Here is a 22,994-nt window from a genome sequence, read left to right as displayed (position 1 = left end):
CACCGGCGGTGCACGTTCCGTCGAACGGCGAAGGTGATCGTTCGCGTATGAGGCACACTGGAACTTTGGCCCGTGACGATGGCCGCCATGGCGATGGCCGCACGGGCCGAACGGAAAGGGTGCAGCGCGTGAATGGTCCGTTGATCGTCCAGTCCGACAAGACCCTGCTCCTGGAAGTCGACCACGAGCGGGCCGACGACTGCCGCCGGGCGATCGCGCCCTTCGCCGAGCTGGAACGGGCGCCGGAGCACATCCACACCTACCGGGTGACCCCGCTGGGCCTGTGGAACGCGCGGGCGGCCGGGCACGACGCCGAGCAGGTCGTGGACGCGCTGGTCGAGTACAGCCGCTATCCGGTGCCGCACGCGCTGCTGGTCGACATCGCCGAGACGATGGACCGGTACGGGCGGCTGACGCTCAGCAAGCACCCGGCGCACGGACTGGTGCTCACCACCACCGACCGGCCGGTCCTGGAGGAGATCCTGCGCTCCAAGCGGATCACCCCGCTGGTCGGCGCCCGGATCGACCCGGACACCGTCGCCGTGCACCCCTCCGAGCGCGGGCAGATCAAGCAGACCCTGCTGAAGCTGGGCTGGCCTGCCGAGGACCTCGCCGGGTACGTGGACGGGGAGGCCCACCCGATCGAGCTCGCCGAGGACGGCTGGGCGCTGCGGCCGTACCAGAAGCAGGCCGTGGAGAACTTCTGGCACGGCGGGAGCGGGGTCGTCGTCCTGCCCTGTGGGGCCGGGAAGACCCTGGTGGGCGCCGGGTCCATGGCGCAGGCCAAGTCGACGACCCTGATCCTCGTCACCAACACCGTCTCCGCGCGGCAGTGGAAGCACGAACTGGTGAAGCGGACGAGTCTCACCGAGGACGAGATCGGTGAGTACAGCGGGACGCGGAAGGAGATCCGGCCCGTCACGATCGCCACGTACCAGGTCCTCACGACCAGACGGAAGGGCGTCTACCCGCACCTGGAACTCTTCGACTCCCGCGACTGGGGTCTGATCGTCTACGACGAGGTCCATCTGCTGCCGGCTCCTGTCTTCAAGTTCACCGCCGACCTGCAGGCGCGCCGGCGGCTGGGGCTGACGGCCACCCTCGTGCGCGAGGACGGCCGGGAATCGGACGTGTTCTCCCTCATCGGGCCCAAGCGGTTCGACGCTCCGTGGAAGGAGATCGAGGCGCAGGGCTACATCGCACCCGCCGACTGCGTGGAGGTGCGGGTGAACCTGACGGACTCCGAGCGGCTGGCCTACGCCACCGCCGAGACCGAGGAGAAGTACCGCTTCTGTGCGACCACCGCGACCAAGCGGAAGGTCACGGAGGCGATCGTGAAGCGCTTCGCGGGGCAGCAGATCCTCGTCATCGGCCAGTACATCGACCAGCTCGACGAGCTGGGCGAGCACCTGAACGCCCCCGTCATCAAGGGCGAGACCTCCAACGCCCAGCGCGAGAAGCTCTTCGACGCCTTCCGCGAGGGCGAGATCAGCGTGCTGGTCGTCTCGAAGGTCGCCAACTTCTCCATCGACCTGCCGGAGGCGACGGTCGCCATCCAGGTGTCGGGCACCTTCGGGTCGAGGCAGGAGGAGGCACAGCGGCTGGGACGGGTGCTGCGCCCCAAGGCCGACGGCCACCAGGCCCACTTCTACTCCGTCGTCGCCCGCGACACGATCGACCAGGACTTCGCCGCCCACCGGCAGCGGTTCCTGGCGGAGCAGGGGTACGCCTACCGGATCATGGACGCGGACGAGCTGCTCGCGGAGGGCTGAGAGCCGCCTGGCGGGGCGGCGCCGGGCCGACTGTCCCGCAGGGTGCCGCTCCGCCGTCGTAGGGCGACCGCGGCGCCCGCCAGCAACGCCAGCCCCAGCAGGGGGTACGGCGATGCGCACGGCTGCTGCCACCCCGGCAGGTGCAGGTCGCGGTCGCCCGCGTGGGGCACCAGCCACATCGTGCGGGCCGTGAAGACCGGTGCCGCCGAAGCCGCGAGGAGGGTTCGCCCCTCGGCCAGCAGAACCGCCAGCAGCGGGACGCACCACACCCAGTGGTGGGACCAGCTGATCGGGCAGACCAGCAGGGCCGTGAACGCGGTGAGCAGGATGCCCCAGCGGTCGGAGCCGTGGACGCGACGGGCGCGGGTGGCCAGCCACAGGCCCGCCGCCGCCACCAGCGCCGCCGGGAGCACCCAGGCCGGGCCCGGTGCCGCCGTGCCCGTCGCCCTGGCGACCAGGCCCTGGAGCGACTGGTTGTCGATGATCCAGACCTTGCCGACCCGGCCGGTCTCGAACAGGCGTCGCGTCCAGAAGTCCACGGTGGCCGCCGGGAGGAGCAGGGCGCCGAGCAGGACCGTGCCCGTGAAGGACGCCGTCGCGGTGGCTGCCTCCTTTCTGCGTGCGGTGAGGAACAGGTAGGCGATGAAGATCGCCGGGGTGAGCTTGACACCCGCCGCGATGCCCAGGGCCAGGCCCTTGGCGCGGGCGCCCGGCGGGCGGATGAGGTCCCACAGGACCAGGCCGGTGACCGCCAGGTTGACCTGGCCGAAGAGCAGCGTCTGGAAGACCGGCTCCAGCCAGAGGGCGAGTGCGGTCGCCGCGCACAGCAGCGGGAGGGGTGCCGCGCGGCCGGCCAGACGGGCGGAGAGGGCGAGGAGCCAGGCGAGCAGGAGCGCGTTGCCCGCGAGGAACAGGGCCTTCAGGGCCGGGACGGGGATCCCGCTCGTCGGGACGAACAGGACCGCCGCGAAGGGCGGATACGTCGCCGGCAGCCGCCACTCGGTGACCGTGAAGCCGTACAGATCACCGCCGTGGACCACGGCTTCGCCCTCGGCCCGGTAGACCAACAGGTCGGCCATCGGGGCGCGGAGCAGGATGCAGAGGGCGGCGAAGGAGCAGAGGGAGACCGTCAGTAAGGAGAGGGACAGGAGGAGAGGCAGAGGTGAGCGGGAGGAGGCGGCGGGGGGTGACGTCACCGTCCGGTTCGGCACGGGGGTGACCCTATGCCGTTACTTGCGGCGTATGCCTGCTTCCTCGCCGTACTCACCGAGTATCGCGACGCTGAACGCCGCGCTGACGAAGACCTTGACGGCACGCAGGGCGTCGCCCAGGCGGTGGTGGGGTCGGGGGACTCCGTCGAGGGCTGTGGCGCCCGGGGGACTGCTGGGGGCTGGGTGGATGGTTGCTGCGCTCATGTCTCAATGGTGGAACTTCGGGCGTCGGTACGGCATCGGTCCACGGGTCCAATTTCCGGCATCCCCCGGTCCACCCCCCGATGGACGCCGTCCCCCACCTCCGGCCCACCCTCGGGGTGACGCATCCCCTAGGGGTCGCGGGGCGGGTGCCACAGGAAATCCATTGGCCTCCCCCACCCCCACCTCACTACAATCTCCGCTCTTGCCCGCCTCCCACCCCGGAGTGCCGCCCACCCGTCTCCCACCGCCACCCTCAACCGAGGCCCTACGGGCCGCCCCTACGTTGCCGGACGGAAACCGGTCGGCTGATCGCCACCTGTGCGCCACCGCCACCCACACCTGAGCGCCATCGACTCGCAGGCCTTCGGAGGCACCCCCTTGTCCACGCCCGCCCACGACCCGCTGACGGACCCGCACCCCGACCCCCTCTCCCGCGAACGGTCCCATCTCGCCGAGTCCCGCGCCGCCCTGCGTGCCATGCGCGAGGACGTCGAGTCGCTGGACATCAGCGACGTCACCGCGAACTGGGTCAACTCCGAGGTCCTCGCCCGCCAGATGGAGGAGCGCATCAAGGCGCTGGCCGACCTCAGCGACACCCCGCTGTTCTTCGGCCGCCTCGACTACCTGCACGCTCCCGGCGCCGACCAGGCCGAGGGTGCGTACGGCGAGCGCTTCTACATCGGGCGCCGGCACGTGCACGACCACGACGGCGACCCGATGGTCATCGACTGGCGGGCGCCGGTCTCGCAGCCGTTCTACCGGGCCTCCAAGAAGGACCCGATGGACGTCGCGCTGCGCCGCCGCTTCGGGTACACCCGCGGCGACATCACGGCGTACGAGGACGAGCACCTCTCCGACCCCGCCGAGGCCGCCCGCACCAGCAAGCTGCTCCAGCAGGAGATCGAGCGCCCCCGCGTCGGCCCGATGCGCGACATCGTGGCGACCATCCAGCCCGAGCAGGACGAGATCGTGCGCAGCGGGCTCGGCGGAACGGTGTGCGTGCAGGGTGGCCCGGGGACCGGGAAGACGGCCGTCGGCCTGCACCGGGTCGCGTACCTCCTCTACGCCCACCGGGAGCGGCTGGCCCGCACCGGCACCCTGGTCATCGGGCCGAACCGCTCCTTCCTGCACTACATCGAGCAGGTGCTGCCCGCGCTGGGCGAGCTGACCGTGCAGCAGGCGACGGTGGACGACCTGGTGGCCCGTGACGTCGACATCCGCGGCACCGACGACGCCCCCGCCGCGGTCGTCAAGGGCGACGCCCGGATGGCGGAGGTCCTGCGCAGGGCCGTCTACGCGCACGTCACGCCGCCCACCGAACCGGTCGTGGTGGTGCGCGGCTCCCGGCGCTGGCGGGTCCCGGCGTACGAACTGGAGGACATCGTCCGCGAACTGCTGGACCGGGGCATCCGGTACGGCGCCGCGCGCGAGGCCCTGCCGCAGCGCATCGCGCACGCCGTGCTGGTCCAGATGGAACGCGCGGGAGAGGCACCCGACGACCGCGTGCAGGACTCGGTGGCCCGCAACGCGGCGGTGAAGGCGGCCGTCAAGCAGGTCTGGCCGCCGGTCGACCCGGCGAAGCTCGTGCTGCGCCTGCTCACGGACGCGGACTTCCTCGCGGAGCACGCCGCCGGGATCCTCGACGAGGACGAGCAGAAGACGATCCTCTGGGCGAAGCCGGTGCGCGGCGTCAAGGCGGCCAGGTGGTCGGTCGCGGACGCGGTGCTGATCGACGAGACGACGGACCTGGTCCAGCGCACCCACTCGCTCGGTCATGTCGTCCTCGACGAGGCGCAGGACCTCTCCCCCATGCAGTACCGCGCGGTCGGCCGCCGCTGCACCACCGGTTCGGCGACCGTTCTCGGCGACCTGGCGCAGGGCACCACGCCCTGGGCGACGCGGAGCTGGGCCGAGGCCCTGTCCCACCTCGGCAAGACCGACGGCGTGATCGAGGAACTGACGGCGGGTTTCCGCGTCCCGACCGACGTCATCACCTACGCCTCCCGGCTCCTCCCGCACATCGCCCCCGGCCTCACCCCGGTCGCCTCGGTCCGTGAGAACCCGGGTTTCTTCGCACTCCGGCCCGTCACGGACATCGCCGAAGTGGTCGCCGCGTGCGAGGAGTTGCTCCGCAACGAGGGTTCGACGGGCCTGATCGCGGCGGACGCGCGCGTGCCCGAGCTCGCGGCGGCGCTGACGGCGGCGGGCATCGGCCACCTGGCCCCCGGCGAGGAGACCACGGCCGAGACCCGCCTCACCCTGGTCCCGGCGTCACTGGCCAAGGGCCTGGAGTACGACTACGTGGTCCTCGACGAGCCCCAGGCCGTGGTCGACGGCGAACCGGACGAACGCACCGGCCTGCGCCGCCTGTACGTGGCCCTCACCCGAGCCGTCTCCGGCCTGATCGTGACCCACACGGCCCCGCTGCCGACGCAGCTGGCCTGAGCGGCGCCCTCCCCGGAGGGACGGCGGGGCTGGTGGCGTGCCACACGAGGATCGTCGCCGAGTGCGAGTACGTGGGGGCTGGCCGCGCAGTTCCTCCCCCAGCCTTCGGCCGGGGGTACCCCCAGCGCCCATTCGGGGCGCTGCCAGCCCCCCCAGCGAACTTGGCCTGCCCCGCTCAGGCGGACTCCGTGCGGGCCCCGCCCGCCGCGCCCGCCCGGTGCGCTCGGCGGCCGAACTGACCGTGCTCAACCTGCTGCGGGTGCGGGGCCGGACGCTGCTGGGCGCGGCGGGGCTGGCGCTGGGCGTGGCCGCCTTCACGGTGCTGCTCGCCCTGGCGCTGGCCTTCCGGGGCGAGGTGGCCGGGTCGCTGCTCGGCAGCGCCGTGGTGGATCCGGGGGCTGTCCCGGATCGCCCCCGCCCACCTGCTCGCCGCCGACTGAGCCGGTCCGGCCCGTCACGATCCCGGCCCGTCAACGGGGCCGGGGTCGGTCCTCCTGCGCCGATCAGCGCGGTACCGCGGCCCCCGCCCCGTCCAGCACCCGGCGCCAGGACCGCACCGCCTCCTGCGACACGGCCCCGTCCCAGCCCGCCGGCCGGGCCGCGCCGCCGATGTGGAAGGCCTCGATGCCCGCCGCTCGCAGCTCGGCTACGTGATCGAGCCGCAGGCCGCCGCCCACCAGGAGCGTCTGCTCGTACCCCGGCTCGCCGCGCCGCCCCGCCTCGGCCAGCAGCCGGGGCAGCCCCTCGTCCACGCCTTCCGCGGCCCCCGCCGTGAGGTAGGTGTCCAGGCCCGGCAGGTCGGCGAGCTGCTTGCGCAGGGCGTCCCGGTCCGCGGCCCGGTCGATGGCCCGGTGGAAGGTCCAGCGGCAGCCGTCCAGCCCGGCCACCACCCGCTCCACCGCGTCCAGGTCCACCCCGCCCTCCGCGTCCAGGAACCCGAGCACGAACTGGTCGGCCCCGGCCGCCCGCAGCTCCCCGGCCACCCCCACCAGACGGTCGGCGTCGCCCGCGGCGAACCCGTCCGCCAGCCGCAGCATCACGCGCAGGTCGATGTCGACGGCGGCCCGGATCGCGGTGAAGGTCCGGGGCGGCGGGGTCAGCCCGTCGGCCGCCATGTCGGTGACCAGTTCGAGGCGGTCCGCGCCTCCGGCCTGGGCGGCGACCGCGTCCTCGGCGTCGAGGGCGATCACCTCCAGGACTGCACGCGTGCTCATAGGGCCCCTTCCGTGGTGTTCCCCGTGCACCCCGGCCGCCTCCCACAAGAGGTCTAGTCCGGAGGTCTAGTCCAATCCAGGGTACGCGGGGAACACCGACGGCCGCGAGACCACCCCCGTCACACACCGGCCGTATTCAGCCGTAGAGGTTCAGCTCCGCCGCCTCCGCTCCCATCAGCTCGTACGACGCCCCGTCCGGCGACCGCCCGGTGTACAGCCGTACGAGCGTCGCCGCCTCCCCCATGAAACGGGCCGGGGTCCGGGTGCCGCTCGTCTCGCCCAGTTGCAGCGGTTCGTCGACGTCGTCCAGGTCGGCGTGGAGCCGCAGATGGCCCCGCTCCCGGGTCACCCGGGCCAGCAGGGAGAGCGCGTGGGGCAGGCCCGCGCCCGTGTAGGCGCCGGGTTCGCCGAGGGTGTCGCGGACGTCACCGGCGTGCACCCACTCGCCGAGGGCGATCCGGTCCAGCGCTCCGTCGGCCCGTCCCGCGATCACGTCCCCGGCCTCGGTCATCCCGCGCTCCAGCTCGTCCAGGACCCGGGCGTTGGACCAGCCGGCGCGCTCGGCGATGTCCCGGTCGTTCGACTCGGGCGAGAACGCCCCTGGCTCGAAACGGCTCTCCACCACCCGGACCAGCGCGGCCGAGCAGTGGGCGAGCACGTCCCGTACCGTCCACCCGGGACACGCGGCGGTCGGCAGCGCGAAGTCCGCGTCCGGACGGGAGCGGAGGAGCGGGATCAGCGTGTCGCGCTCGACGGTGAGGAGTCGGCCGGGCAGCAGGGGGTCGCGTACGTGGTCAGCAGCAGTCATGGCTCCCACGCTAGGGGGATGTCGGCGGCGGGCGGGAGAATGGGCGCATGGCCGATCTCCGCGATCTCCGCTCCCGCTGGCGGGACGCCCTCCTCATGGCGCGCGACGACGACTCCCGTCACCCCGACCCCGACCCGTACGCCGACGAACTGCTCCGCCGCTGGCAGGAGCCCCAGCGCCGGTACCACACGGTCGCCCACCTCACGGCGGTCCTCGACCGCATCGACGTACTGGCGGAGTACGCGGACGACCCGGACCTGGTCCGGCTGGCCGCCTGGTTCCACGACGCGGTCTACCTGCCGGACCGGTCGGAGAACGAGGAGCGCTCGGCCCGCCTCGCCGAACGCGCCCTCCCCGAGGCCGGGATCTCGGCCGGGAAGACTGCCGAGGTGGCCCGCCTGGTCCGGCTCACCGTCACCCACGACCCGGCCCCCGGCGACCGCGACGGCGAGGTCCTGTGCGACGCCGACCTCGCGATCCTCGCCGCCCCGCCCGCCGCGTACGCCGCCTACACCGCCGAGGTACGCGAGGAGTACCACTTCGTCCCGAACGACGCCTTCCGCACGGGCCGTTCCGCGATCCTGCGCCAACTCCTGGACCTGCCCCGGCTGTTCAGAACGCCGTACGGCCGCACCGAGTGGGAGCCGACCGCCCGCTACAACCTCGCCGCGGAGCTGGAAATGCTGTCGACCGCCGACGATCCGGCGTCCTAGGGTGCGGCCCATGCGTGAAATGGGCGGGGACCAGGTGGAAGAGGCCGTCGCGGGCTGTGCGGCCGCGCTGCGGCCCGCGGTGGCGAGGGACTGGACGGAGGTGCCGGCCGGCCGGCTGGACTGGAACTGCCACGACACGGCGGTCCACGTCGCCGACGACCTCGTCGCGTACGCCGCCAACCTGGCCGGGCGCGCCCAGGACGCGTACGTGCCCTTCGAGCTCAGGCTCGACGACGGGACCGACAACTCCGGCCTGCTGCACGTGATCGAGACGACCGGCGCCCTCCTCGCCGCCGCCGTCCGCACCGCCTCCCGCCAGGTCCGCGCCTTCCACCCCTTCCCGTTCGGCAGCGCGGACCGCGCCGGCTTCGCCGCGATGGGCGTCGCCGAAGTGCTGCTCCACACCCACGACATGGCCACCGGCCTCGGGCTCCGCTACCGGCCCTCCGAGGAACTCGCCGAGTCCGTCCTGGCCTGGCTGTTCCCGCACGTCCAGCCCGGCCCCGCCGCCTGGCCGACCCTGCTGTGGGCCACCGGCCGCGGCGAGCTGCCCGGCCGCGCCCCGGTCACCGACTGGCGCTGGCACAACAACCTGGTCATCCCCGCCGAGCGCCTCGACCTCGTCGGCATCCGCCCCGCCCAGGCCCGTGACCTGCGCATCGGCGGCGACGGCGGCTTCGAGTGGATCGACGGCGGCCCCTACGAGGGCACCCGCGACGCCGCCGGCTTCCTCCTCAAGGCGTACGAAGGGGGCGTCCACCGACCGGAGTTCGGCGTCTTCGCCCTGGTCCGCCGGGCGGACGGCCGTGCGGTCGGCGGCATGGGCTTCCACTCCGCCCCGGACGAGGAGGGCCGGGTGGAGATCGGCTACGACCTGGTCGAGGCCGCCCGCGGCCACGGCTACGCGACGGAAGCGCTCCGCGCCCTGGCCGACTGGGCCCTGGCCCGCGACGACGTACGCACCCTGTTCGCCACCGTCGAGACCGCCAACACCGCCTCCCAGGCGGTCGTCACCCGGGCCGGGTTCGGCAAGGTGGGCGAGGGCGAGAGGGAACTGGCCTTCGCACTGCGGGCGGAGTAGAGCGGCGTAGGGGCGCAGGAGGGCCGTTACCGGCGGGGCACGTCGCTCTTGCGCCGGCGCAGCCCCGCCCCGTGCAGCAGCCGCACCACCTCGCGGCTGCTGACCTCCACGGCACCGGCCCGGACCGCGTCCGGGTAGCGGTGCGAGGGGATGTCGTAGTGGTCGCGCTCGAAGGCGCGGCGCAGTACGCCCATGTCCTCGGCGAAGGCGTGCAGTTCGGCGTACGAGACATCGCTGACCAGGTGGGACCACATCCGGCCGTGGCCCGGCCAGTTCGGCGGATCGATGTACACCGTCATGAGAACTCCGTCATGAGGAGGCCGTCCCGCCCTCGAGGGAGCTGCCGAGGGAACCGACCGAGGCGACCTTCACGCCCGCCTTGTGGCACACCCAGTGCGGGTCCGGGCCGAGTTCCGGTTCGACGTCCAGGGCGTGCGGGTCGCCGGAGCCGCATACCGGGCACAGCGGCCAGCGGCCGTACCGCTCGAGGAGCGCGTCCTGTACGTCCTGGGCCACCAGGCCCGCCACGTACCCCGCGCCCTCCGGCCACTGCTCGACCCACCAGCGGCGCTGCACGACGGAGTCCTCGACCAGCGAGACCACGTCCGCCTCGGCTACCTCGCCCGCGACCAGGTCGGCGAGCACGAGGGCGCGGGCAGCGTGCAACGCCTGTTCCAAAGGGCTTACCGGGTCCATGGTCCTATTGTGCGCGGTCTTGACCGGTACCCGAACCGAAAATATCTTTCAAGGGTGACCGAGAACGTGAAGGAAATTTTCGGCGGCCGCGGAAGCGGCGGTGCGCCGCCGGCTCCCGCCGCCCTCGCGGCCAAGGTGCGGACCTTGGCGCCCTCCATGACGCGTTCCATGCAGCGCGTCGCCGAGGCCGTCGCGAGCGACCCCGCCGGCTGCGCGGCCCTCACGGTCACCGGCCTCGCGGAACTCACCGGCACCAGCGAGGCGACCGTCGTCCGCACCGCCCGGCTGCTCGGTTACCCCGGCTACCGCGACCTGCGGCTCGCCCTCGCCGGGCTGGCCGCGCAGCAGCAGTCGGGGCGGGCGCCCGCGATCACCACCGACATCGCCGTCGACGACCCGATCGCCGACGTCGTCGCGAAGCTCGCCTACGACGAGCAGCAGACCCTCGCGGACACGGCGGCCGGTCTCGACACGGTGCAGTTGGGGGCCGCCGTCAGCGCGCTCGCCGGGGCGCGGCGGACCGATGTGTACGGCATCGGGGCGTCGGGGCTGGTCGCCCAGGACCTCACGCAGAAGCTGCTGCGGATAGGGCTGATAGCGCACGCCCACAGCGATCCGCATCTCGCGGTCACCAACGCGGTGCAGTTGCGCGCCGGGGACGTGGCGATAGCGATCACGCACTCCGGGTCGACCGGGGACGTCATAGAGCCGCTGCGGGTGGCCTTCGAACGGGGGGCCACGACCGTCGCGATCACCGGGCGGCCGGGGTCGTCGGTGACGCAGTACGCCGACCACGTGCTGACGACGTCGACCGCGCGGGAGAGCGAGCTGCGGCCGGCGGCGATGTCGTCGCGGACCGGGCAGTTGCTGGTGGTGGACTGTCTGTTCGTGGGGGTGGCGCAGCGGACGTACGAGGCGGCTGCGCCGGCGTTGGCGGCGTCGTACGAGGCGTTGGCTCATCGACACCGGAATGTGCCTCGATAGACCGTGGGACTGACTGTTGTGGGACGGCTGCGGGCCCGTAGTGGCTGGTCGCGCAGTTCCTCCCCCAGCCTTCGGCCGGGGGTACCCCCAGCGCCCCTGGGTGGGTGCACTCGTCCGCGTTGGAAAGAGCCGTCTGCCGATGACCACCGAACATCACACGCTCCGCACCGAACTCGAAGCCCTCACCACCGAGGCGTTCCGGCCCGAGCTCGCCGAGATCGACACGCTGCCCACCCTCGACATCGCGCGGCTCATGAACGGTGAGGACGCCGGGGTGGCCGGTGCGGTGGCTCTCCGGTTGCCGCAGATCTCGGCGGCCATCGACGCCATCGCCGCCCGGATGGCCCAGGGCGGCCGGCTGGTCTACGCCGGGGCCGGTACCGCCGGGCGGCTCGGGATCCTGGACGCCTCGGAGTGTCCGCCCACCTTCAACACCCGGCCCGGTCAGGTCGTCGGGGTCATCGCGGGCGGGCCGGCGGCCATGGTCACGTCCGTGGAAGGGGCCGAGGACTCGGCGGAGCTGGCCCGCACGGACCTCGACGCGCTCGGGATCGGCGCCGCCGACACCGTCGTCGGCGTCTCGGCCTCCGGCCGCACCCCCTACGCCGTCGGCGCCGTCGAGCACGCCCGCGCCCTGGGCGCCCTGACCGTCGGCCTCTCCTGCAACGCGGCCAGCGCGCTCGCGGCCGCCGCCGAGCACGGGATCGAGGTCGTCGTCGGCCCCGAGCTGCTCACCGGCTCCACCCGCCTCAAGGCCGGCACCGCCCAGAAACTCGTCCTCAACATGCTGTCGACGATCACGATGATCCGGCTCGGCAAGACCTACGGGAACCTGATGGTCGACGTCCGCGCCTCGAACGAGAAGCTGCGGGCCCGTTCGCGGCGGATCGTGGCGCTCGCCACGGGCGCGTCCGACGACGAGATCGAGGCGGCCCTCACCGCCACCGACGGCGAGGTCAAACCCGCCGTCCTGGTGATCCTGGCCGGTGTCGACGGGCCCACCGCAGCCCGCCTTCTGGAGGAGACCGGCGGTCATCTGCGCGCGGCGCTCACCGCGACGGGCGGCTGACGCGCACGCTCGGGGGGTGCAGAGATCGTCGTACGACACCGCCGCCGCGCTGCTGCCCCTGGTCGGCGGCCCCGGGAACGTCACCTCCGTCGCCCACTGCATGACCCGGCTGCGGCTGGGCATCGCCGACCGGGAGGGGGTCGACGCGGAGGCGGTGCGGGCGGTGCCCGGGGTGCTGGGAGTGGTGGCCGACGGGGACACCCTCCAGGTGGTGATCGGGCCGGGTGCGGTGGTGGCGGTGACCGCCGAGTTCGAAACGCTGCTCGGCGTCGCCGCGACGGCCCGGCGCGCGCCGGACGGCCTCCGGTCCGCCGACGGTGCGGACCTCGCCGCCCGTGGCGCCGAGCTGAAAGCGGCCCGTGCCCGGCGCAACGCGACCCCCCTCAAGACCGCCCTCCGCCGTATCGCCGACGTCTTCGTGCCGCTGATCCCGGCCCTGATCGGCTGCGGGGTCCTCGCCGGTCTGAACGGACTCCTCGTGAACGCCGGTTGGCTGCCCTGGCTCACTCCCGCCCTCGCCGCCGTCGCCTCCGGCTTCATGGCCCTGATCAGCGTCTTCGTCGGATACAACACGGCGAAGGTGTTCGGCGGGACACCCGTCCTCGGGGGCGCGGTCGCGGCGGTCGTCGTCTATCCGGGCGTCGCGAAGGTGACGGCCTTCGGGGTGCCGCTCGCGCCCGGTCAGGGCGGGGTCCTCGGGGCCCTGGCGGCGGCGCTGCTCGCGGTCGGCGTCGAGAGGTGGTGCCGGGGGCGCGTCCCGGACGCCCTCGACGTGCTCCTCACCCCCACCGTCACCGTCCTCGTCGCGGGCCTCGCCACGCTCTACGGGCTCATGTACACCGCCGGTCTCGTCTCCTCCGCCATCGGCACCGCGGCCAACTGGCTGCTCGCCACCACCGGCCCGTTCGCGGGCCTGGTCCTCGGCGGCCTCTTCCTCCCCCTCGTCATGCTGGGCCTGCACCAGGCCCTGATCCCCATCCACACCACCCTCATCCAGCAGCAGGGCTACACCGTGCTGCTCCCCCTCCTCGCCATGGCGGGCGCCGGCCAGGTGGGCGCGGCCCTCGCCGTCTACGCCCGCCTCCGCCACCACACGCAGCTCCGTACGACGATCAGGTCGGCGCTCCCGGCGGGCCTGCTGGGCGTCGGCGAGCCCCTGATCTACGGCGTCTCGCTCCCCCTCGGCCGCCCCTTCCTCACCGCCTGCGCGGGCGGGGCGGCGGGGGGCGCCTTCGTCGGGTTCTTCGCGGTCCTCGGCGACCGGGTGGGCGCCACCGCCATCGGCCCCTCGGGCTGGGCCCTGTTCCCCCTGCTCACGGGGAACAGGGGCCCGGCCCTGGCGGCGGCGGTCTACGCGGGCGGCCTGCTGACCGGCTACGCCGTGGGCTTCCTGGCGACGTACGTCGGCTTCAGCGGCGCAGGTGTCCCGGGTGACCCGGGTGACCCGTCACCGCGGCGATCCGGGTGACGACGTCAGCGGCGCCCGAGTGGCGGCGTCCGCGAGGATCGCCCGGAGCCGCCCCATGCATTCGGCGACGAAGGCGGGGAAGGTCCGCCAGTAGTAGGCGACTCCGCTGACACCGACGGCGATCGCCCAGGCACGGGCCCGCGCCCAGGTCGGATCATCGATGCCCATGGCGTCCCAGTAGGCCTGTCGGGCGTCCCCCGGCAGGTCCCAGAGCACGGAGTGCTCGGCGTCCGGATGGCCGACCGAGAGAGACCCGAAGTCGATGACCGCGTGCAGCCTGCCCTGCCGGACCAGGAGGTTGGTGGGCTTGAGGTCGCCGTGCAGCCACACGTGCGGACCCCGGGGCTCAGGCAGCGCGAGCGCCGCCCGCCACAGCCGCTCCAGGGTCTCGACATCGAGTTCGTCCCCGGCGACCTCACGGCATTCCTCGAAATACGGACCGACCCAGTCGTCACAATCCCGCAGGCTGCCTCCGCGGTACCAGCTCAGGTCATCCGCGCGCACAGCCCCCATGAGGCCGATGCCGTGCAGCTCCCGCACGACGGCCGCCAGGTCGGCGCCGAAGGCGGCCCAGTTCCGGACGGTGTCCGGACCGGCCTCGTCGCCGTCGATCCACCGGTAGACCGACCAGCGGGCCGGGTACGCGCCGGTGGGCGTCCCGGCGTGGACGGGCTCGGGAACGGGGCACGAAAGGGAGGGCGCCAGGCGCGGCAGCCACTCCTGCTCCTTCCGCAGCGCCCGGCCCTTCTCCACGGTCCGGGGCAGACGCACCAGCAGGTCGTCGCCCAGCCGGTACATGGTGTTCTCCGTACCCGCTCCGACACGCGACAGGGGCAGAGCGGCCCACTCCGGGCGCTGAGCCGCCAGCAGGGTCCGGATCAGCATCTCGTCGACCGGAATCTCACCCTCATGAAGAGTCACGTCGGCAGTCTCACCTCCGGGCGGCACCCGAAGCCAATGACATTTCCTCAACCCGGCAGCCGCGCAGTCGTGTTCGCCCGTCGCACCTGCGCCCGCAGCACGTCGTCCGCCGGCGCCGGCTCCAGCGACTCGGGCGGGCAGTCCCACTCCCGCCCACCCGCCACGGGCCGCAACCGCACCCTTCCGCGGACGTGCCCCCTGACCTCGCCGATCCGCCCGTCCCGTACGTCCGTCACGAACGTCCCGAACGGCGGCCGTTCCCCTCGCACCACCGACGCGAGCCGTTCGGCGACGCGCACGTTGCACCGCCCGAGCTCGACCAGCGCGAAGGGCTCGTCGCTCGCGCCCGTCACGGGGTCGACGCAGAGCGACGGCAGTACGACACCGGCACCCCGCAGGGCCGACCGCAACGTCTCCACAACCTCTTCGGTGGGTCGCAGCACCATTCCCTACCTCCACGCTGAGTTCCCGGTTCGCCACACAGCGTGTCGGGAGCGCCTCTAACCTGGCCAGATACGGCATCCCAACAGCTTCGGCTGTTGAGACAGGGAGTGGCCCATGTCAGGACCCAAGGACCTGGACCCGTCGTCGTCGCCTCGCGCGCTGCTGGGGGCGGAGTTACGGCATGCGCGCGAGCGGAAGGGGATGAGTCAGGCGGAGTTGGGCCAGTTGGTGTTCGTGAGCGGTTCCTACATCGGGCAGTTGGAGGGAGGGACTCGGCGGATGTTGCCGGACCTCGCCCGCCTGCTGGACGAAGTCCTGGAGACGGACGGATTCTTCAAGCGGAATTGCAAGGCGGCGGCCGGGTCGAAATACGAGGATCACTTCGCAGACGTCGCGGAGGTCGAGGCTCAAGCCACGGCGATCAGGGAATACGCACCGCTCCTGATTCCCGGGCTGTTGCAGACGCCCACGTATGCCCGGATCGTGAACCGCGCCTACGCTCCGACCGCGTCGGAAGAGACCATCGAGGAGTGGACGGAAGGCCGGATCGAGCGGATCCGCCTGCTTGACCGTCCGACAAAACCGTTGTTGTGGGCCGTGCTCGACGAGGCGGCGCTGCGCCGGGAAACCGGCGGCCGGGCAGTCATGGCGGAAGCCCTGCGCCACATTGCCGACCTGTCCCGTCGCAACCGGGTCATCATGCAGGTGCTGCCGCTCAGTGCGGGTGCGCACGCGGGCATGGCGGGAGCCCTCAAGCTGATGGAGTTCGAGGATGCCCCTCCGCTGGCTTACCTCGAAGCGGTGCGCAGTGGGCGCCTGGAGGATGACCCCGCCACGGTCACCCAACTGAGGTTCCTGTTCGATCTGCTCGTTGCCTCCGCACTTTCGCAAGAGAAGTCGCTAGCCCTGATCGAGGCGTTGGCGCAGGATTACGCCCATGAGGTACACCCCTAACCACGACCTGAGCGCGACCACGTGGATCAAGTCGAGCTACAGCCAGGGCGGCGGAAACTGCCTCGAAGTCACCGCCGCCCACCCCACCCTCATCCCCGTCCGCGACTCGAAGAACCCCCTCGGCCCGAAGCTCGTGTTCCGGTCGGCTGCCTGGTCGGCCTTCGTGGCGGACGTGAAGGGGAACGCCCGATGACGAAGTGACCCCCGAGGCAGCGATCAACACCCGTTGTCAGTGGCGTCTGGGATGGTGGCGTTACAGAGATCGGCGGGCTGGAGGGGGCGCGGGATGACGGGGCCGGATGACGGGGCGTGGGCCGGCATGGACTACCAGGGCTGGCTGGACCACGCGGACGTGACGCGACGGCTCGATGCCGGGGCCGATCCGGAGAGGTGGGGTGCTGGAGACTCACGGCCCCTGCACCGCGCGGCGGTTTTCGGCTCACCCGAGGTCGTCGCCGAACTGGCCCGCCGAGTCGCCGATGTGGACGCACTGGAGAATGAAACAACCGCCTTGTGGGACGCGGTCGTCGCGGGCCGTACCGAGAACGCGCGAGCACTCGCCGCCGCCGGGGCCGACCCGCTGTGGACCGGGTTCGGCGGCTGGACTCCGGCGCGACTGAGTCTGGCCGGGCCGGAGCCGGACCTGTTCACACCGGCCGAGGGCCAACCCCCTCTGACGGACACCGAGTGCGCCATGACGGAGGAGAGCCGGAGACTTCTCGCGGCGCTCGGCGAGTTCCACTACGAGGGCCTGGGGCTGGCCTGCGTCGCCGGGATCGACGCCGAGGAGGCGATACGTCGCCTGGAGGCGATGCCGGCCGACGCCCAACTGGTGGAAGACCTGCTGGAGAACCCCTACGAGTACGAGCCCGACGACACCCTGCTACTGGTCGGCGTGACGACCGTGCCAGGCGGCTGTGTACTCACCCAGCCCTGGGGATACGGCCCGTCGATGCCCGGCCTCCATGCCCGTCTTTCCCCCGGCACCCTCTCCTACGGCCTCTACGCCAACCCCAAGAGCGGCAACCAGGGCAGCATCCACCGTGATGGCGCCTGCGAGGGCTGGGACCTGCACCCGGGTGGCGGCCCATACGCCGAGGACAGCCCGGAGGAGGCCCTGCTCTCGTACCTGTACCACTACAAGGCCGTGGCCTACTCCCTCGCCCGCACCGGCCTCCGCCCCACCGACGCCCGCGCGGTCATCGGCCCACCGGACCACTGGGTCGAACTGCCCGAGCGCGACTACTGGGCGATGTGAGAAAGGTCCCCGAGGCTGAAGCGTCCAGCTCCGAGCCCTCTTTTCACGGAATGGGTGAGGGCCTCAACCCACCCTCCCACCCCACAAGTTGACGGGATGCACTCGGCTTGCCACGCACAGTCACGATCGTCTAGCGTGCCCGCATAACGAACGAAACAGCCCCCGCCAGGCGCTACCAACACCTGCGGGGGCCTGACCAACGAGATCGGAACAAGCGATCCCCATGGCTGACAGCCAGCTTAGTGCTACCCCCTCGCCCGCGCACGGCGCCCCGCACCCCATGGCCAACCCCGGGTACGGAAAGCGGTCGGCGCCCGGCCAACACCGGCGCTCCAAGCAAGACTTCGCCCACCTCCCACCCCGCGAAGCCGCCATCGCCGCGTACGTCGACCGGCTCCCCGACGGTGCCGACATCTCCGTGAAGACGCTGGCCAAGCACCTCCCTTACGGTCAGTGCGCGCTCCGCACCGCCCTCAACGCCCTCCAGCGGGCGGGGCACTTGAGGCGGGGCCGGGAACATCTCGCCGGCTCCGCGAGCTGTCGCTGGATCACCCGATCGTGGTGGTCCCGTACCGCACGCGACGATGACTGGTGGGCGGCGTTCACGCGCGGTGCCGTACCGGAGCCGGAGCAGCCCCCGGACGCGCGCCGCGACCGCCCCACCCGCTCCCGCGCCCACATCCTCCTGGCCGCCCTCGGCCGTACCACCCCGGCCCTCTCCCTCTCCCAGGCCGACTGCGCCGCCCTCGCCCCACTGCTCACGGAATGGTTCGCCCGCGGAGCCACCGACGAGTACGCACTCCAGGCCCTGACCTGCGGCCTCCCCTCCCCCGTCCACCACCCCGCCGCCCTCCTCCGTAAACGCCTCACCGACAAACTGCCGCCCGAGCCGGTACGACCACCCGCTCGCCCGCCCCTCCGCATCCTGGAGTGCGCGAAGTGCGGGACACCGGGCCGTCCGGAGGCCCTGCCGGGCGGTGTCTGCGGCGCATGCCGGGGTGAACATCCCCCCGGCGGCCCGGACACGCTCCTGTCGCCTTCCGAGGTCCGGTCCCGCGTCGCGAAGATCCGTGGCGCGATGAACGAACGACGAGAGAGGACACCCGGATGACGGCTCCCTCGCACACACTGCACGCACCCGCAGGTGTGTACAGTCTTCCCATGGAGACGTATCCGCTTGTGGAAGCCCGGAACCAGCTCGGCCAGCTTGTCGGCCGGGTCCGGCACGGGCAGGAGCACATCCTGATCACCGAGTACGGCAAGCCTGCCGCCGCGCTCATCCCCATAAGCGAGCTTGAGGAACTTCAGCGACTTCGCGACGAAGCGGACATTGCCGAAGCACGTGCACGGGAAGCCGCTCAGTCCGGGCCCTCGATGGCACACGACGAGTTCATGGCGCAGTTGGAGGAAGAGGACCGCCGAGGAGTCGCTTCGTGATCCACTCGGTGGTGTGGGAACACCACGCCATGAACGAGTTCCGACGGCTCCGGGCGCTCGATCCCGTGGGTGCCAAGGCGACGGCCGCAGCGGTCCGAGCGCTCGCTGAAGAGCCTCGTCCCGAGGAGGCTCACGCACTCGGAACATCCGGGTACTACCGCCTGCACGTCGGCACCTGGCGGGTGCTCTACCGCCCGGACGGCGAGACCGTCACGGTATACGTACTCAAACTCGGCCGCAGCACCTGACCTCACCACCCGACGTTCCGACAGCGATGTCAGCGCCGTATGCCACGCTGGTCCCCATGAACCACTCCCAGCTCACCGCCCTGGGCCGGGCCCTTCGTCTGCTCGGTGAGCACGGGGAGGCCCTGACCGGAGACACGACCGACGGCAAGTTGCACGAGGTCAAGGACGACCTGCGGCGGGCGCTCGACCTGCTGGAGGAGAGCGTCAGCAGTGCCGCGCCGACCACCAGGTGCGCCGAGCATCCGCAGGGGCCCGTGGACGAGAGCGCCCCCGATCTGTGCCTGCTGTGCGAGACACGGCGGCGGGCCGCGCGGCGGTCGGAGTTCGCGGGTGGGCCCCGGCCCGTGCCGGAGGAAGCCGCCGGGCCCGCCATGTCCCGGTACGGCGTGCGCGCCGACCGGCCGCAGCCGCAGCAGCGCTGGCTCCCGGAGGCGTGGAACGGCCGGGAGTGGGAGCTGTGCGGCACCCCCCGGCGCGACCGGCGCGAGGCGGAGCTGTACCTCGCCGCCCAGCGCCGCGGGTCCCGGCCGGCGATGGCCTACCGGCTGGTCCATGAGTTCACCGACTACGAGGTGCTCCGGGTCTGGGGCACTCCCGTGCACGTGGACATCGAGCCGCTGGGCAATCTGTAGCGGCCGGTGCCGCCATCCAGGCACTGAACGCCCGAACCCTTTGTGCCGGAGCGCCCGTCCGGGTACCTGAGCGGAGACACACACGCGGAAGGGGTTCGGCGGGATGAGGATCGATCTGACGGGGCGCACGGCACTGGTCACCGGCTCCACGCAGGGCATCGGCGCGGCGATCGCCGTCGGCCTGGCCCGGGCCGGGGCCCGGGTGGGGGTGAACGGCCGGGATGCGCGACGCGTCGAGGAGAGCGTGGCCCGGCTGAAGGAACAGGTGCCCGGGGCCGATCTCGTGCCGGTCGCGGCGGACGTGACCGGCGAGGAGGGCGCCCGGCGGACCGCGGAGGCACTGCCGCAGGTGGACATCCTCGTCAACAACCTGGGGATCTTCGGCGCCGAGGACCCCCTGCGGATCACCGACGACGAGTGGCGGCGCTACTTCGAGGTGAACGTCCTGGCCGCGGTGCGGCTGACCCGCCTCTTCCTGCCGGGCATGACCGAACGCGGCTGGGGGCGCGTCCAGTACATCGCCAGCGACTCGGCGGTCGTCATCCCCGCGGAGATGATCCACTACGGCATGTCGAAGACCGCGCTGCTCGCGGTGGGCCGCGGCTTCGCCAAGCAGGCCGCCGGTACGGGCGTCACGGTGAACTCCGTGATCGCCGGTCCCACCCACACCGGAGGCGTCGAGGACTTCGTCTACGAGCTCGTCGACCGCGACCTGCCCTGGGACGAGGCCCAGCGCGTCTTCATGCGCGAGCACCGGCCCCAGTCACTGCTGCAGCGCCTGATCGAGCCGGAGGAGATCGCGAACATGGTCGTGTACCTCAGCTCCGACCAGGCCTCGGCCACCACCGGTGGCGCCCTCCGGGTGGACGGCGGCTACGTCGACTCCATCCTGCCCTGACCTGTCCCGGCAGGCGGACGCCGCTGCCTCTTCCGGAACTCTCTGACTAAAGTCAGAGAATGGATGCTGCACAGATCGACCAGGTACGGCGGTTCAACCGCACCGTCACCGAGCGCGTGGGCGTGCTCCACGACCGCTATCTGGGCCGTGACCGGCCGATCGGCGAGGCCCGGCTGCTCTGGGAGATCGGCGAGCGGGGCGATGACGTGCGGCGGCTGCGGGAGCGGCTCGGGCTCGACTCCGGATACGTCAGCCGACTGCTGCGGTCCCTGGAGGCGGATGGACTGGTGGCGGTGGAGCCGCAGCCCCAGGACAGGCGGGTACGTACCGTGCGGCTGACCGAGAAGGGCCGAGCGGAGCGAGCCCTGCTCGACGACCGCAGCGACGACCTGGCCGGTTCGATGCTCCAGCCGCTCAACGCCGAGCAGCGTGCCCGGCTGGTCGCGGCCATGGCCGAGGTCGACCGGCTGCTGACCGCCGGCACGGTCACCCTGGACGTCGTCGACCCCGACCATCCCGACGCCCGGCACTGCCTGCTGGCCTACTTCGCCGAGTTGCAGGAGCGCTTCGACACCGGCTTCGATCCCGCGCGCAGCCTGCTGCCCGACGCGGGCGAACTCCGGCCGCCACGCGGCCTGTTCCTGGTCGCCCGGCTGCACGGCGAGCCCATCGGCTGTGCGGGGGTGAAGCTGCCGCCCGGGGCACCGGCCGAGATCAAGCGCATGTGGGTCGCCCCGCAGGCCCGCAGGCTCGGTCTCGCCCGCCGGTTCCTGACCGAGCTGGAGGCGCAGGCGGCCGGGCACGGCTACGACACCCTGCGCCTGGACACCAACAAGACGCTCAGCTCCGCGATCAACCTCTACCACTCCTACGGCTTCCAGGAGGTCCCGGCCTTCAACGACGAGCCGTACGCCCACCACTGGTTCGAGAAGCGGATCACCGCACCGTCAGCCGAGCAGCGGTGAGGGGCTGAAGTCGTACCCCTCCCACAGCCGCCTGCTCGTCTCCTCCGGGTACGCCGTCACCGTGGGGGCCGTGTCCAGGACCTGGGTGGTGCGGGCCACGGTGTCGTAGGCCGGCCAGCCCGGGTCGCCCGTGGCCGCGAAGGACGTCCACGCGGTGCGGAAGCGGGCGGAGAGGGCCCTGGCCTCGGGGGTGACGCCGGTGCCCGCCCAGAGGAGGTTGGCGAGGTCCGCCTCGAACGTGCCGAAGAGGAGCGGGATGTCCAGGCCGTGGCAGGCGCCGAGGAGGCCGTCGTTGCCCGGGGCGCCCCAGGTCAGCTCGTAGAGGTGGGCCCGGCCGCCGCCCGCGGTCTGTGCCTCCGCGAGACGCAGGGACGGTATGGCGAACAGCCAGTCGGTCTGGACCCGTTCGTACAGGTCGCTCGGCGAGGCGTCGGGGTGGGCGGCGCGGTAGGCATGGTCGCCCGCCGCACCGCCCGGTGCGAACAGGCGCAGGGCGCCGGTCGCCTGCTCCTCCGTGATCTTGCCGTACATCCCGCTCATGACCAGGAAGAGGCGGAACTCGTCGCGGTTGTGACCGACGAGGAGGTCCACGTCCCGGGCGGAGCCGGAGGCCAGGGCCTGCCAGGGGGTGCTGGGGAGCACCTCGCCGTCGACCACCGGGGAGAACGGGGTCACCGTCGGCGCGATCTGGCCCCAACGGTCCACGTACTGGGGCATCTTGGCACCGAGCGCCTGCCCGGCCCCGGTCAGCCGGCGCGGGTCGGTGGTCGCCAGGTCGGCCACCGTGGGGCGCAGGCCGGCCTCGGCCGCGAGGGCCCTGCCGATGTCCTCGGCCAGGTCGGGGGAGAAGAAGGTGCCCGGGACGCTCTGCGCGATCGCCCGCCGGAACAGCCCGCGCGCCCTCGGCATCGCCAGCAGGGACGCCACCGACCCGGCGCCCGCCGACTCGCCGAAGACCGTGACCTGGTCAGGGTCGCCGCCGAACGCCCGGATGTTCTCCCGCACCCACTCCAGCGCCGCCACCTGGTCCAGCAGGCCCCGGTTGGCGGGCGCCCCCTCGATCTGGGCGAAACCCTCCATGCCGACGCGGTAGTTGAGGGAGACCACGACCACGTCGCCGTCGCGGGCGACGTGCTGGGCGTCGTAGCCGGGACTGCCGGAGTGGCCCAGCTTGTAGGCGCCGCCGTAGATCCACACCATCACCGGACGGCGGGCGGCCGGGTCCGGGGCGGGCGTCCACACGTTCACCGTCAGCCAGTCGTCGCCCTCGGGGGCCTCCAGGACACCCGTGCGCCCCTGGATGCCCAGGTCCTGCGGGGGCGGCGGGCCGAAGGCGTACGCCTCACGCGTCCCGTCCCACGGGCGCGCCGGCCGCGGCGCGGCGAACCTGGCCGCTCCCACCGGAGCTTCGGCGAACGGTATCCCCCGGAAGACCGCCAGGCCGTCCTCCCGCAGGCCGCGCACGGCACCGGCGCCGATACGCACGACGGGACCCTCGGTGGCGGCCTTCTGCCCGGCGGACTCGTTCGTGATCATGATCGCTCGCTTTCGACGGCTGGTTGCTGCCACTTC

Annotated in this window: 25 protein-coding genes; 16 read left to right on the top strand and 9 right to left on the bottom strand. The window is 72.4% G+C overall.

From position 1 onward, the window contains the following. Positions 1-128 precede the first annotated feature (128 nt). Positions 129-1,772 (top strand): DNA repair helicase XPB, encoded by a 1,644-nt coding sequence (locus ACZ4UV_RS34135; RefSeq protein WP_390042071.1) that lies wholly within the window; start codon positions 129-131, stop codon positions 1,770-1,772. Here ACZ4UV_RS34135 and ACZ4UV_RS34130 read toward each other — a convergent pair. Further along, positions 1,730-2,851 (bottom strand): glycosyltransferase 87 family protein, encoded by a 1,122-nt coding sequence (locus ACZ4UV_RS34130; RefSeq protein ID WP_467843877.1) that lies wholly within the window; start codon positions 2,849-2,851, stop codon positions 1,730-1,732. The genes ACZ4UV_RS34135 and ACZ4UV_RS34130 overlap by 43 nt on opposite strands. 150 nt (positions 2,852-3,001) lie before the next feature. Beyond that, the gene (locus tag ACZ4UV_RS34125) at positions 3,002-3,187 is read right to left on the bottom strand and encodes a hypothetical protein (protein ID WP_351484294.1); all 186 of its coding nucleotides are present in this window, start codon (positions 3,185-3,187) and stop codon (positions 3,002-3,004) included. Positions 3,188-3,565: 378 nt separating this feature from the next. Between ACZ4UV_RS34125 and ACZ4UV_RS34120 the strand changes: the two genes are divergently transcribed. After that, positions 3,566-5,632, top strand: a complete 2,067-nt coding sequence (locus tag ACZ4UV_RS34120; protein ID WP_467843222.1) for a HelD family protein — start codon at positions 3,566-3,568, stop codon at positions 5,630-5,632. A gap of 503 nt (positions 5,633-6,135) precedes the next feature. On the opposite strand, the gene ACZ4UV_RS34115 is transcribed toward ACZ4UV_RS34120, so the two are convergent. Further along, entirely contained in the window at positions 6,136-6,846 is a 711-nt protein-coding gene (locus tag ACZ4UV_RS34115; RefSeq protein WP_467843220.1) for a copper homeostasis protein CutC, read from the bottom strand. Between the two features lie 136 nt (positions 6,847-6,982). Further along, entirely contained in the window at positions 6,983-7,654 is a 672-nt protein-coding gene (locus ACZ4UV_RS34110) for a maleylpyruvate isomerase family mycothiol-dependent enzyme (protein ID WP_467843218.1), read from the bottom strand. A 47-nt stretch (positions 7,655-7,701) separates the two neighbouring features. On the opposite strand from ACZ4UV_RS34110, the gene ACZ4UV_RS34105 reads away from it, so the two are divergent. Together ACZ4UV_RS34105 and ACZ4UV_RS34100 are read left to right on the top strand one after the other, a co-directional pair. Continuing rightward, positions 7,702-8,367 (top strand): HD domain-containing protein, encoded by a 666-nt coding sequence (locus ACZ4UV_RS34105; protein ID WP_390042078.1) that lies wholly within the window; start codon positions 7,702-7,704, stop codon positions 8,365-8,367. 10 nt (positions 8,368-8,377) lie between these two features. After that, the gene (locus ACZ4UV_RS34100) at positions 8,378-9,448 is read left to right on the top strand and encodes a GNAT family N-acetyltransferase (protein WP_467843215.1); all 1,071 of its coding nucleotides are present in this window, start codon (positions 8,378-8,380) and stop codon (positions 9,446-9,448) included. Between the two features lie 26 nt (positions 9,449-9,474). Here ACZ4UV_RS34100 and ACZ4UV_RS34095 read toward each other — a convergent pair whose 3' ends face one another. Both ACZ4UV_RS34095 and ACZ4UV_RS34090 read right to left on the bottom strand, forming a co-directional pair. Beyond that, on the bottom strand, positions 9,475-9,747 hold the full coding sequence (locus ACZ4UV_RS34095) for a DUF4031 domain-containing protein (protein WP_294001256.1): 273 nt from the start codon (positions 9,745-9,747) through the stop codon (positions 9,475-9,477). Between the two features lie 10 nt (positions 9,748-9,757). After that, entirely contained in the window at positions 9,758-10,144 is a 387-nt protein-coding gene (locus ACZ4UV_RS34090; RefSeq protein WP_451018509.1) for a hypothetical protein, read from the bottom strand. Positions 10,145-10,198: 54 nt separating this feature from the next. Between ACZ4UV_RS34090 and ACZ4UV_RS34085 the strand changes: the two genes are divergently transcribed. The 3 genes from ACZ4UV_RS34085 (at position 10,199) to ACZ4UV_RS34075 (ending at position 13,665) form a co-directional block, all read left to right on the top strand. Further along, positions 10,199-11,128 (top strand): MurR/RpiR family transcriptional regulator, encoded by a 930-nt coding sequence (locus ACZ4UV_RS34085; RefSeq protein WP_294001251.1) that lies wholly within the window; start codon positions 10,199-10,201, stop codon positions 11,126-11,128. Positions 11,129-11,267: 139 nt separating this feature from the next. Further along, positions 11,268-12,197: an N-acetylmuramic acid 6-phosphate etherase gene (gene murQ, locus ACZ4UV_RS34080; protein ID WP_451018510.1), complete on the top strand. Its 930-nt coding sequence runs from the start codon at positions 11,268-11,270 to the stop codon at positions 12,195-12,197. Positions 12,198-12,213: 16 nt separating this feature from the next. Continuing rightward, complete coding sequence (locus tag ACZ4UV_RS34075) at positions 12,214-13,665, top strand: PTS transporter subunit EIIC (RefSeq protein WP_451018511.1); 1,452 nt, start codon at positions 12,214-12,216, stop codon at positions 13,663-13,665. On the opposite strand, the gene ACZ4UV_RS34070 is transcribed toward ACZ4UV_RS34075, so the two are convergent. Both ACZ4UV_RS34070 and ACZ4UV_RS34065 read right to left on the bottom strand, forming a co-directional pair. Beyond that, positions 13,645-14,586 (bottom strand): aminoglycoside phosphotransferase family protein, encoded by a 942-nt coding sequence (locus ACZ4UV_RS34070; RefSeq protein ID WP_451018512.1) that lies wholly within the window; start codon positions 14,584-14,586, stop codon positions 13,645-13,647. The two genes, ACZ4UV_RS34075 and ACZ4UV_RS34070, sit on opposite strands and share 21 nt — an antisense overlap. A gap of 47 nt (positions 14,587-14,633) precedes the next feature. After that, positions 14,634-15,026, bottom strand: coding sequence for a hypothetical protein (locus ACZ4UV_RS34065; protein ID WP_467843874.1), 393 nt, complete (start codon positions 15,024-15,026; stop codon positions 14,634-14,636). Positions 15,027-15,144: 118 nt separating this feature from the next. Here ACZ4UV_RS34065 and ACZ4UV_RS34060 point away from each other — a divergent pair, with 118 nt between their 5' ends. The 9 genes from ACZ4UV_RS34060 to ACZ4UV_RS34020 all read left to right on the top strand — a co-directional run bounded on the left by ACZ4UV_RS34060 (position 15,145) and on the right by ACZ4UV_RS34020 (position 21,422). Then, a complete protein-coding gene (locus ACZ4UV_RS34060) occupies positions 15,145-15,984 on the top strand; it encodes a helix-turn-helix domain-containing protein (RefSeq protein ID WP_467843211.1) in 840 nt (279 codons plus the stop codon). Then, on the top strand, positions 15,968-16,177 hold the full coding sequence (locus ACZ4UV_RS34055) for a DUF397 domain-containing protein (protein WP_467843209.1): 210 nt from the start codon (positions 15,968-15,970) through the stop codon (positions 16,175-16,177). The genes ACZ4UV_RS34060 and ACZ4UV_RS34055 overlap by 17 nt, the downstream gene beginning before the upstream one ends. Before the next feature lie 93 nt (positions 16,178-16,270). Next, positions 16,271-17,242 (top strand): ankyrin repeat domain-containing protein, encoded by a 972-nt coding sequence (locus ACZ4UV_RS34050; protein ID WP_451018515.1) that lies wholly within the window; start codon positions 16,271-16,273, stop codon positions 17,240-17,242. 223 nt (positions 17,243-17,465) lie between these two features. Beyond that, a complete protein-coding gene (locus ACZ4UV_RS34045; protein ID WP_467843206.1) occupies positions 17,466-18,353 on the top strand; it encodes a hypothetical protein in 888 nt (295 codons plus the stop codon). 50 nt (positions 18,354-18,403) lie between these two features. Next, the gene (locus ACZ4UV_RS34040) at positions 18,404-18,679 is read left to right on the top strand and encodes a type II toxin-antitoxin system Phd/YefM family antitoxin (RefSeq protein WP_451018516.1); all 276 of its coding nucleotides are present in this window, start codon (positions 18,404-18,406) and stop codon (positions 18,677-18,679) included. Beyond that, positions 18,676-18,927 (top strand): type II toxin-antitoxin system RelE family toxin, encoded by a 252-nt coding sequence (locus ACZ4UV_RS34035; protein WP_451018517.1) that lies wholly within the window; start codon positions 18,676-18,678, stop codon positions 18,925-18,927. Before ACZ4UV_RS34040 ends, ACZ4UV_RS34035 begins: the two co-directional genes overlap by 4 nt. A 56-nt stretch (positions 18,928-18,983) precedes the next feature. Next, positions 18,984-19,559: a hypothetical protein gene (locus ACZ4UV_RS34030; protein WP_390042102.1), complete on the top strand. Its 576-nt coding sequence runs from the start codon at positions 18,984-18,986 to the stop codon at positions 19,557-19,559. Positions 19,560-19,662: 103 nt separating this feature from the next. After that, entirely contained in the window at positions 19,663-20,457 is a 795-nt protein-coding gene (locus ACZ4UV_RS34025) for an SDR family NAD(P)-dependent oxidoreductase (protein WP_390042104.1), read from the top strand. Between the two features lie 59 nt (positions 20,458-20,516). Continuing rightward, positions 20,517-21,422, top strand: coding sequence for a bifunctional helix-turn-helix transcriptional regulator/GNAT family N-acetyltransferase (locus tag ACZ4UV_RS34020; RefSeq protein WP_451018519.1), 906 nt, complete (start codon positions 20,517-20,519; stop codon positions 21,420-21,422). Here ACZ4UV_RS34020 and ACZ4UV_RS34015 read toward each other — a convergent pair. After that, positions 21,405-22,958, bottom strand: coding sequence for a carboxylesterase/lipase family protein (locus ACZ4UV_RS34015; protein ID WP_451018520.1), 1,554 nt, complete (start codon positions 22,956-22,958; stop codon positions 21,405-21,407). The genes ACZ4UV_RS34020 and ACZ4UV_RS34015 overlap by 18 nt on opposite strands. Positions 22,959-22,994: the final 36 nt, after the last annotated feature.

This window comes from Streptomyces sp. NPDC028289, from assembly GCF_055565975.1.
This window is presented reverse-complemented; position numbering and strand designations above follow the sequence as displayed.

Coding starts and splice junctions, on each gene's coding strand:
- ACZ4UV_RS34130 (WP_467843877.1), bottom strand. CDS start 2,851: ATGGCCGACCTGTTGGTCTACCGGGCCGAGGGCGAAGCCGTGGTCCAC.
- ACZ4UV_RS34125 (WP_351484294.1), bottom strand. CDS start 3,187: ATGAGCGCAGCAACCATCCACCCAGCCCCCAGCAGTCCCCCGGGCGCC.
- ACZ4UV_RS34115 (WP_467843220.1), bottom strand. CDS start 6,846: ATGAGCACGCGTGCAGTCCTGGAGGTGATCGCCCTCGACGCCGAGGAC.
- ACZ4UV_RS34110 (WP_467843218.1), bottom strand. CDS start 7,654: ATGACTGCTGCTGACCACGTACGCGACCCCCTGCTGCCCGGCCGACTC.
- ACZ4UV_RS34105 (WP_390042078.1), top strand. CDS start 7,702: ATGGCCGATCTCCGCGATCTCCGCTCCCGCTGGCGGGACGCCCTCCTC.
- ACZ4UV_RS34100 (WP_467843215.1), top strand. CDS start 8,378: ATGCGTGAAATGGGCGGGGACCAGGTGGAAGAGGCCGTCGCGGGCTGT.
- ACZ4UV_RS34095 (WP_294001256.1), bottom strand. CDS start 9,747: ATGACGGTGTACATCGATCCGCCGAACTGGCCGGGCCACGGCCGGATG.
- ACZ4UV_RS34090 (WP_451018509.1), bottom strand. CDS start 10,144: ATGGACCCGGTAAGCCCTTTGGAACAGGCGTTGCACGCTGCCCGCGCC.
- murQ (WP_451018510.1), top strand. CDS start 11,268: ATGACCACCGAACATCACACGCTCCGCACCGAACTCGAAGCCCTCACC.
- ACZ4UV_RS34060 (WP_467843211.1), top strand. CDS start 15,145: ATGTCAGGACCCAAGGACCTGGACCCGTCGTCGTCGCCTCGCGCGCTG.
- ACZ4UV_RS34055 (WP_467843209.1), top strand. CDS start 15,968: ATGAGGTACACCCCTAACCACGACCTGAGCGCGACCACGTGGATCAAG.
- ACZ4UV_RS34050 (WP_451018515.1), top strand. CDS start 16,271: ATGACGGGGCCGGATGACGGGGCGTGGGCCGGCATGGACTACCAGGGC.
- ACZ4UV_RS34045 (WP_467843206.1), top strand. CDS start 17,466: ATGGCTGACAGCCAGCTTAGTGCTACCCCCTCGCCCGCGCACGGCGCC.
- ACZ4UV_RS34040 (WP_451018516.1), top strand. CDS start 18,404: ATGGAGACGTATCCGCTTGTGGAAGCCCGGAACCAGCTCGGCCAGCTT.
- ACZ4UV_RS34030 (WP_390042102.1), top strand. CDS start 18,984: ATGAACCACTCCCAGCTCACCGCCCTGGGCCGGGCCCTTCGTCTGCTC.
- ACZ4UV_RS34025 (WP_390042104.1), top strand. CDS start 19,663: ATGAGGATCGATCTGACGGGGCGCACGGCACTGGTCACCGGCTCCACG.
- ACZ4UV_RS34020 (WP_451018519.1), top strand. CDS start 20,517: ATGGATGCTGCACAGATCGACCAGGTACGGCGGTTCAACCGCACCGTC.
- ACZ4UV_RS34015 (WP_451018520.1), bottom strand. CDS start 22,958: ATGATCACGAACGAGTCCGCCGGGCAGAAGGCCGCCACCGAGGGTCCC.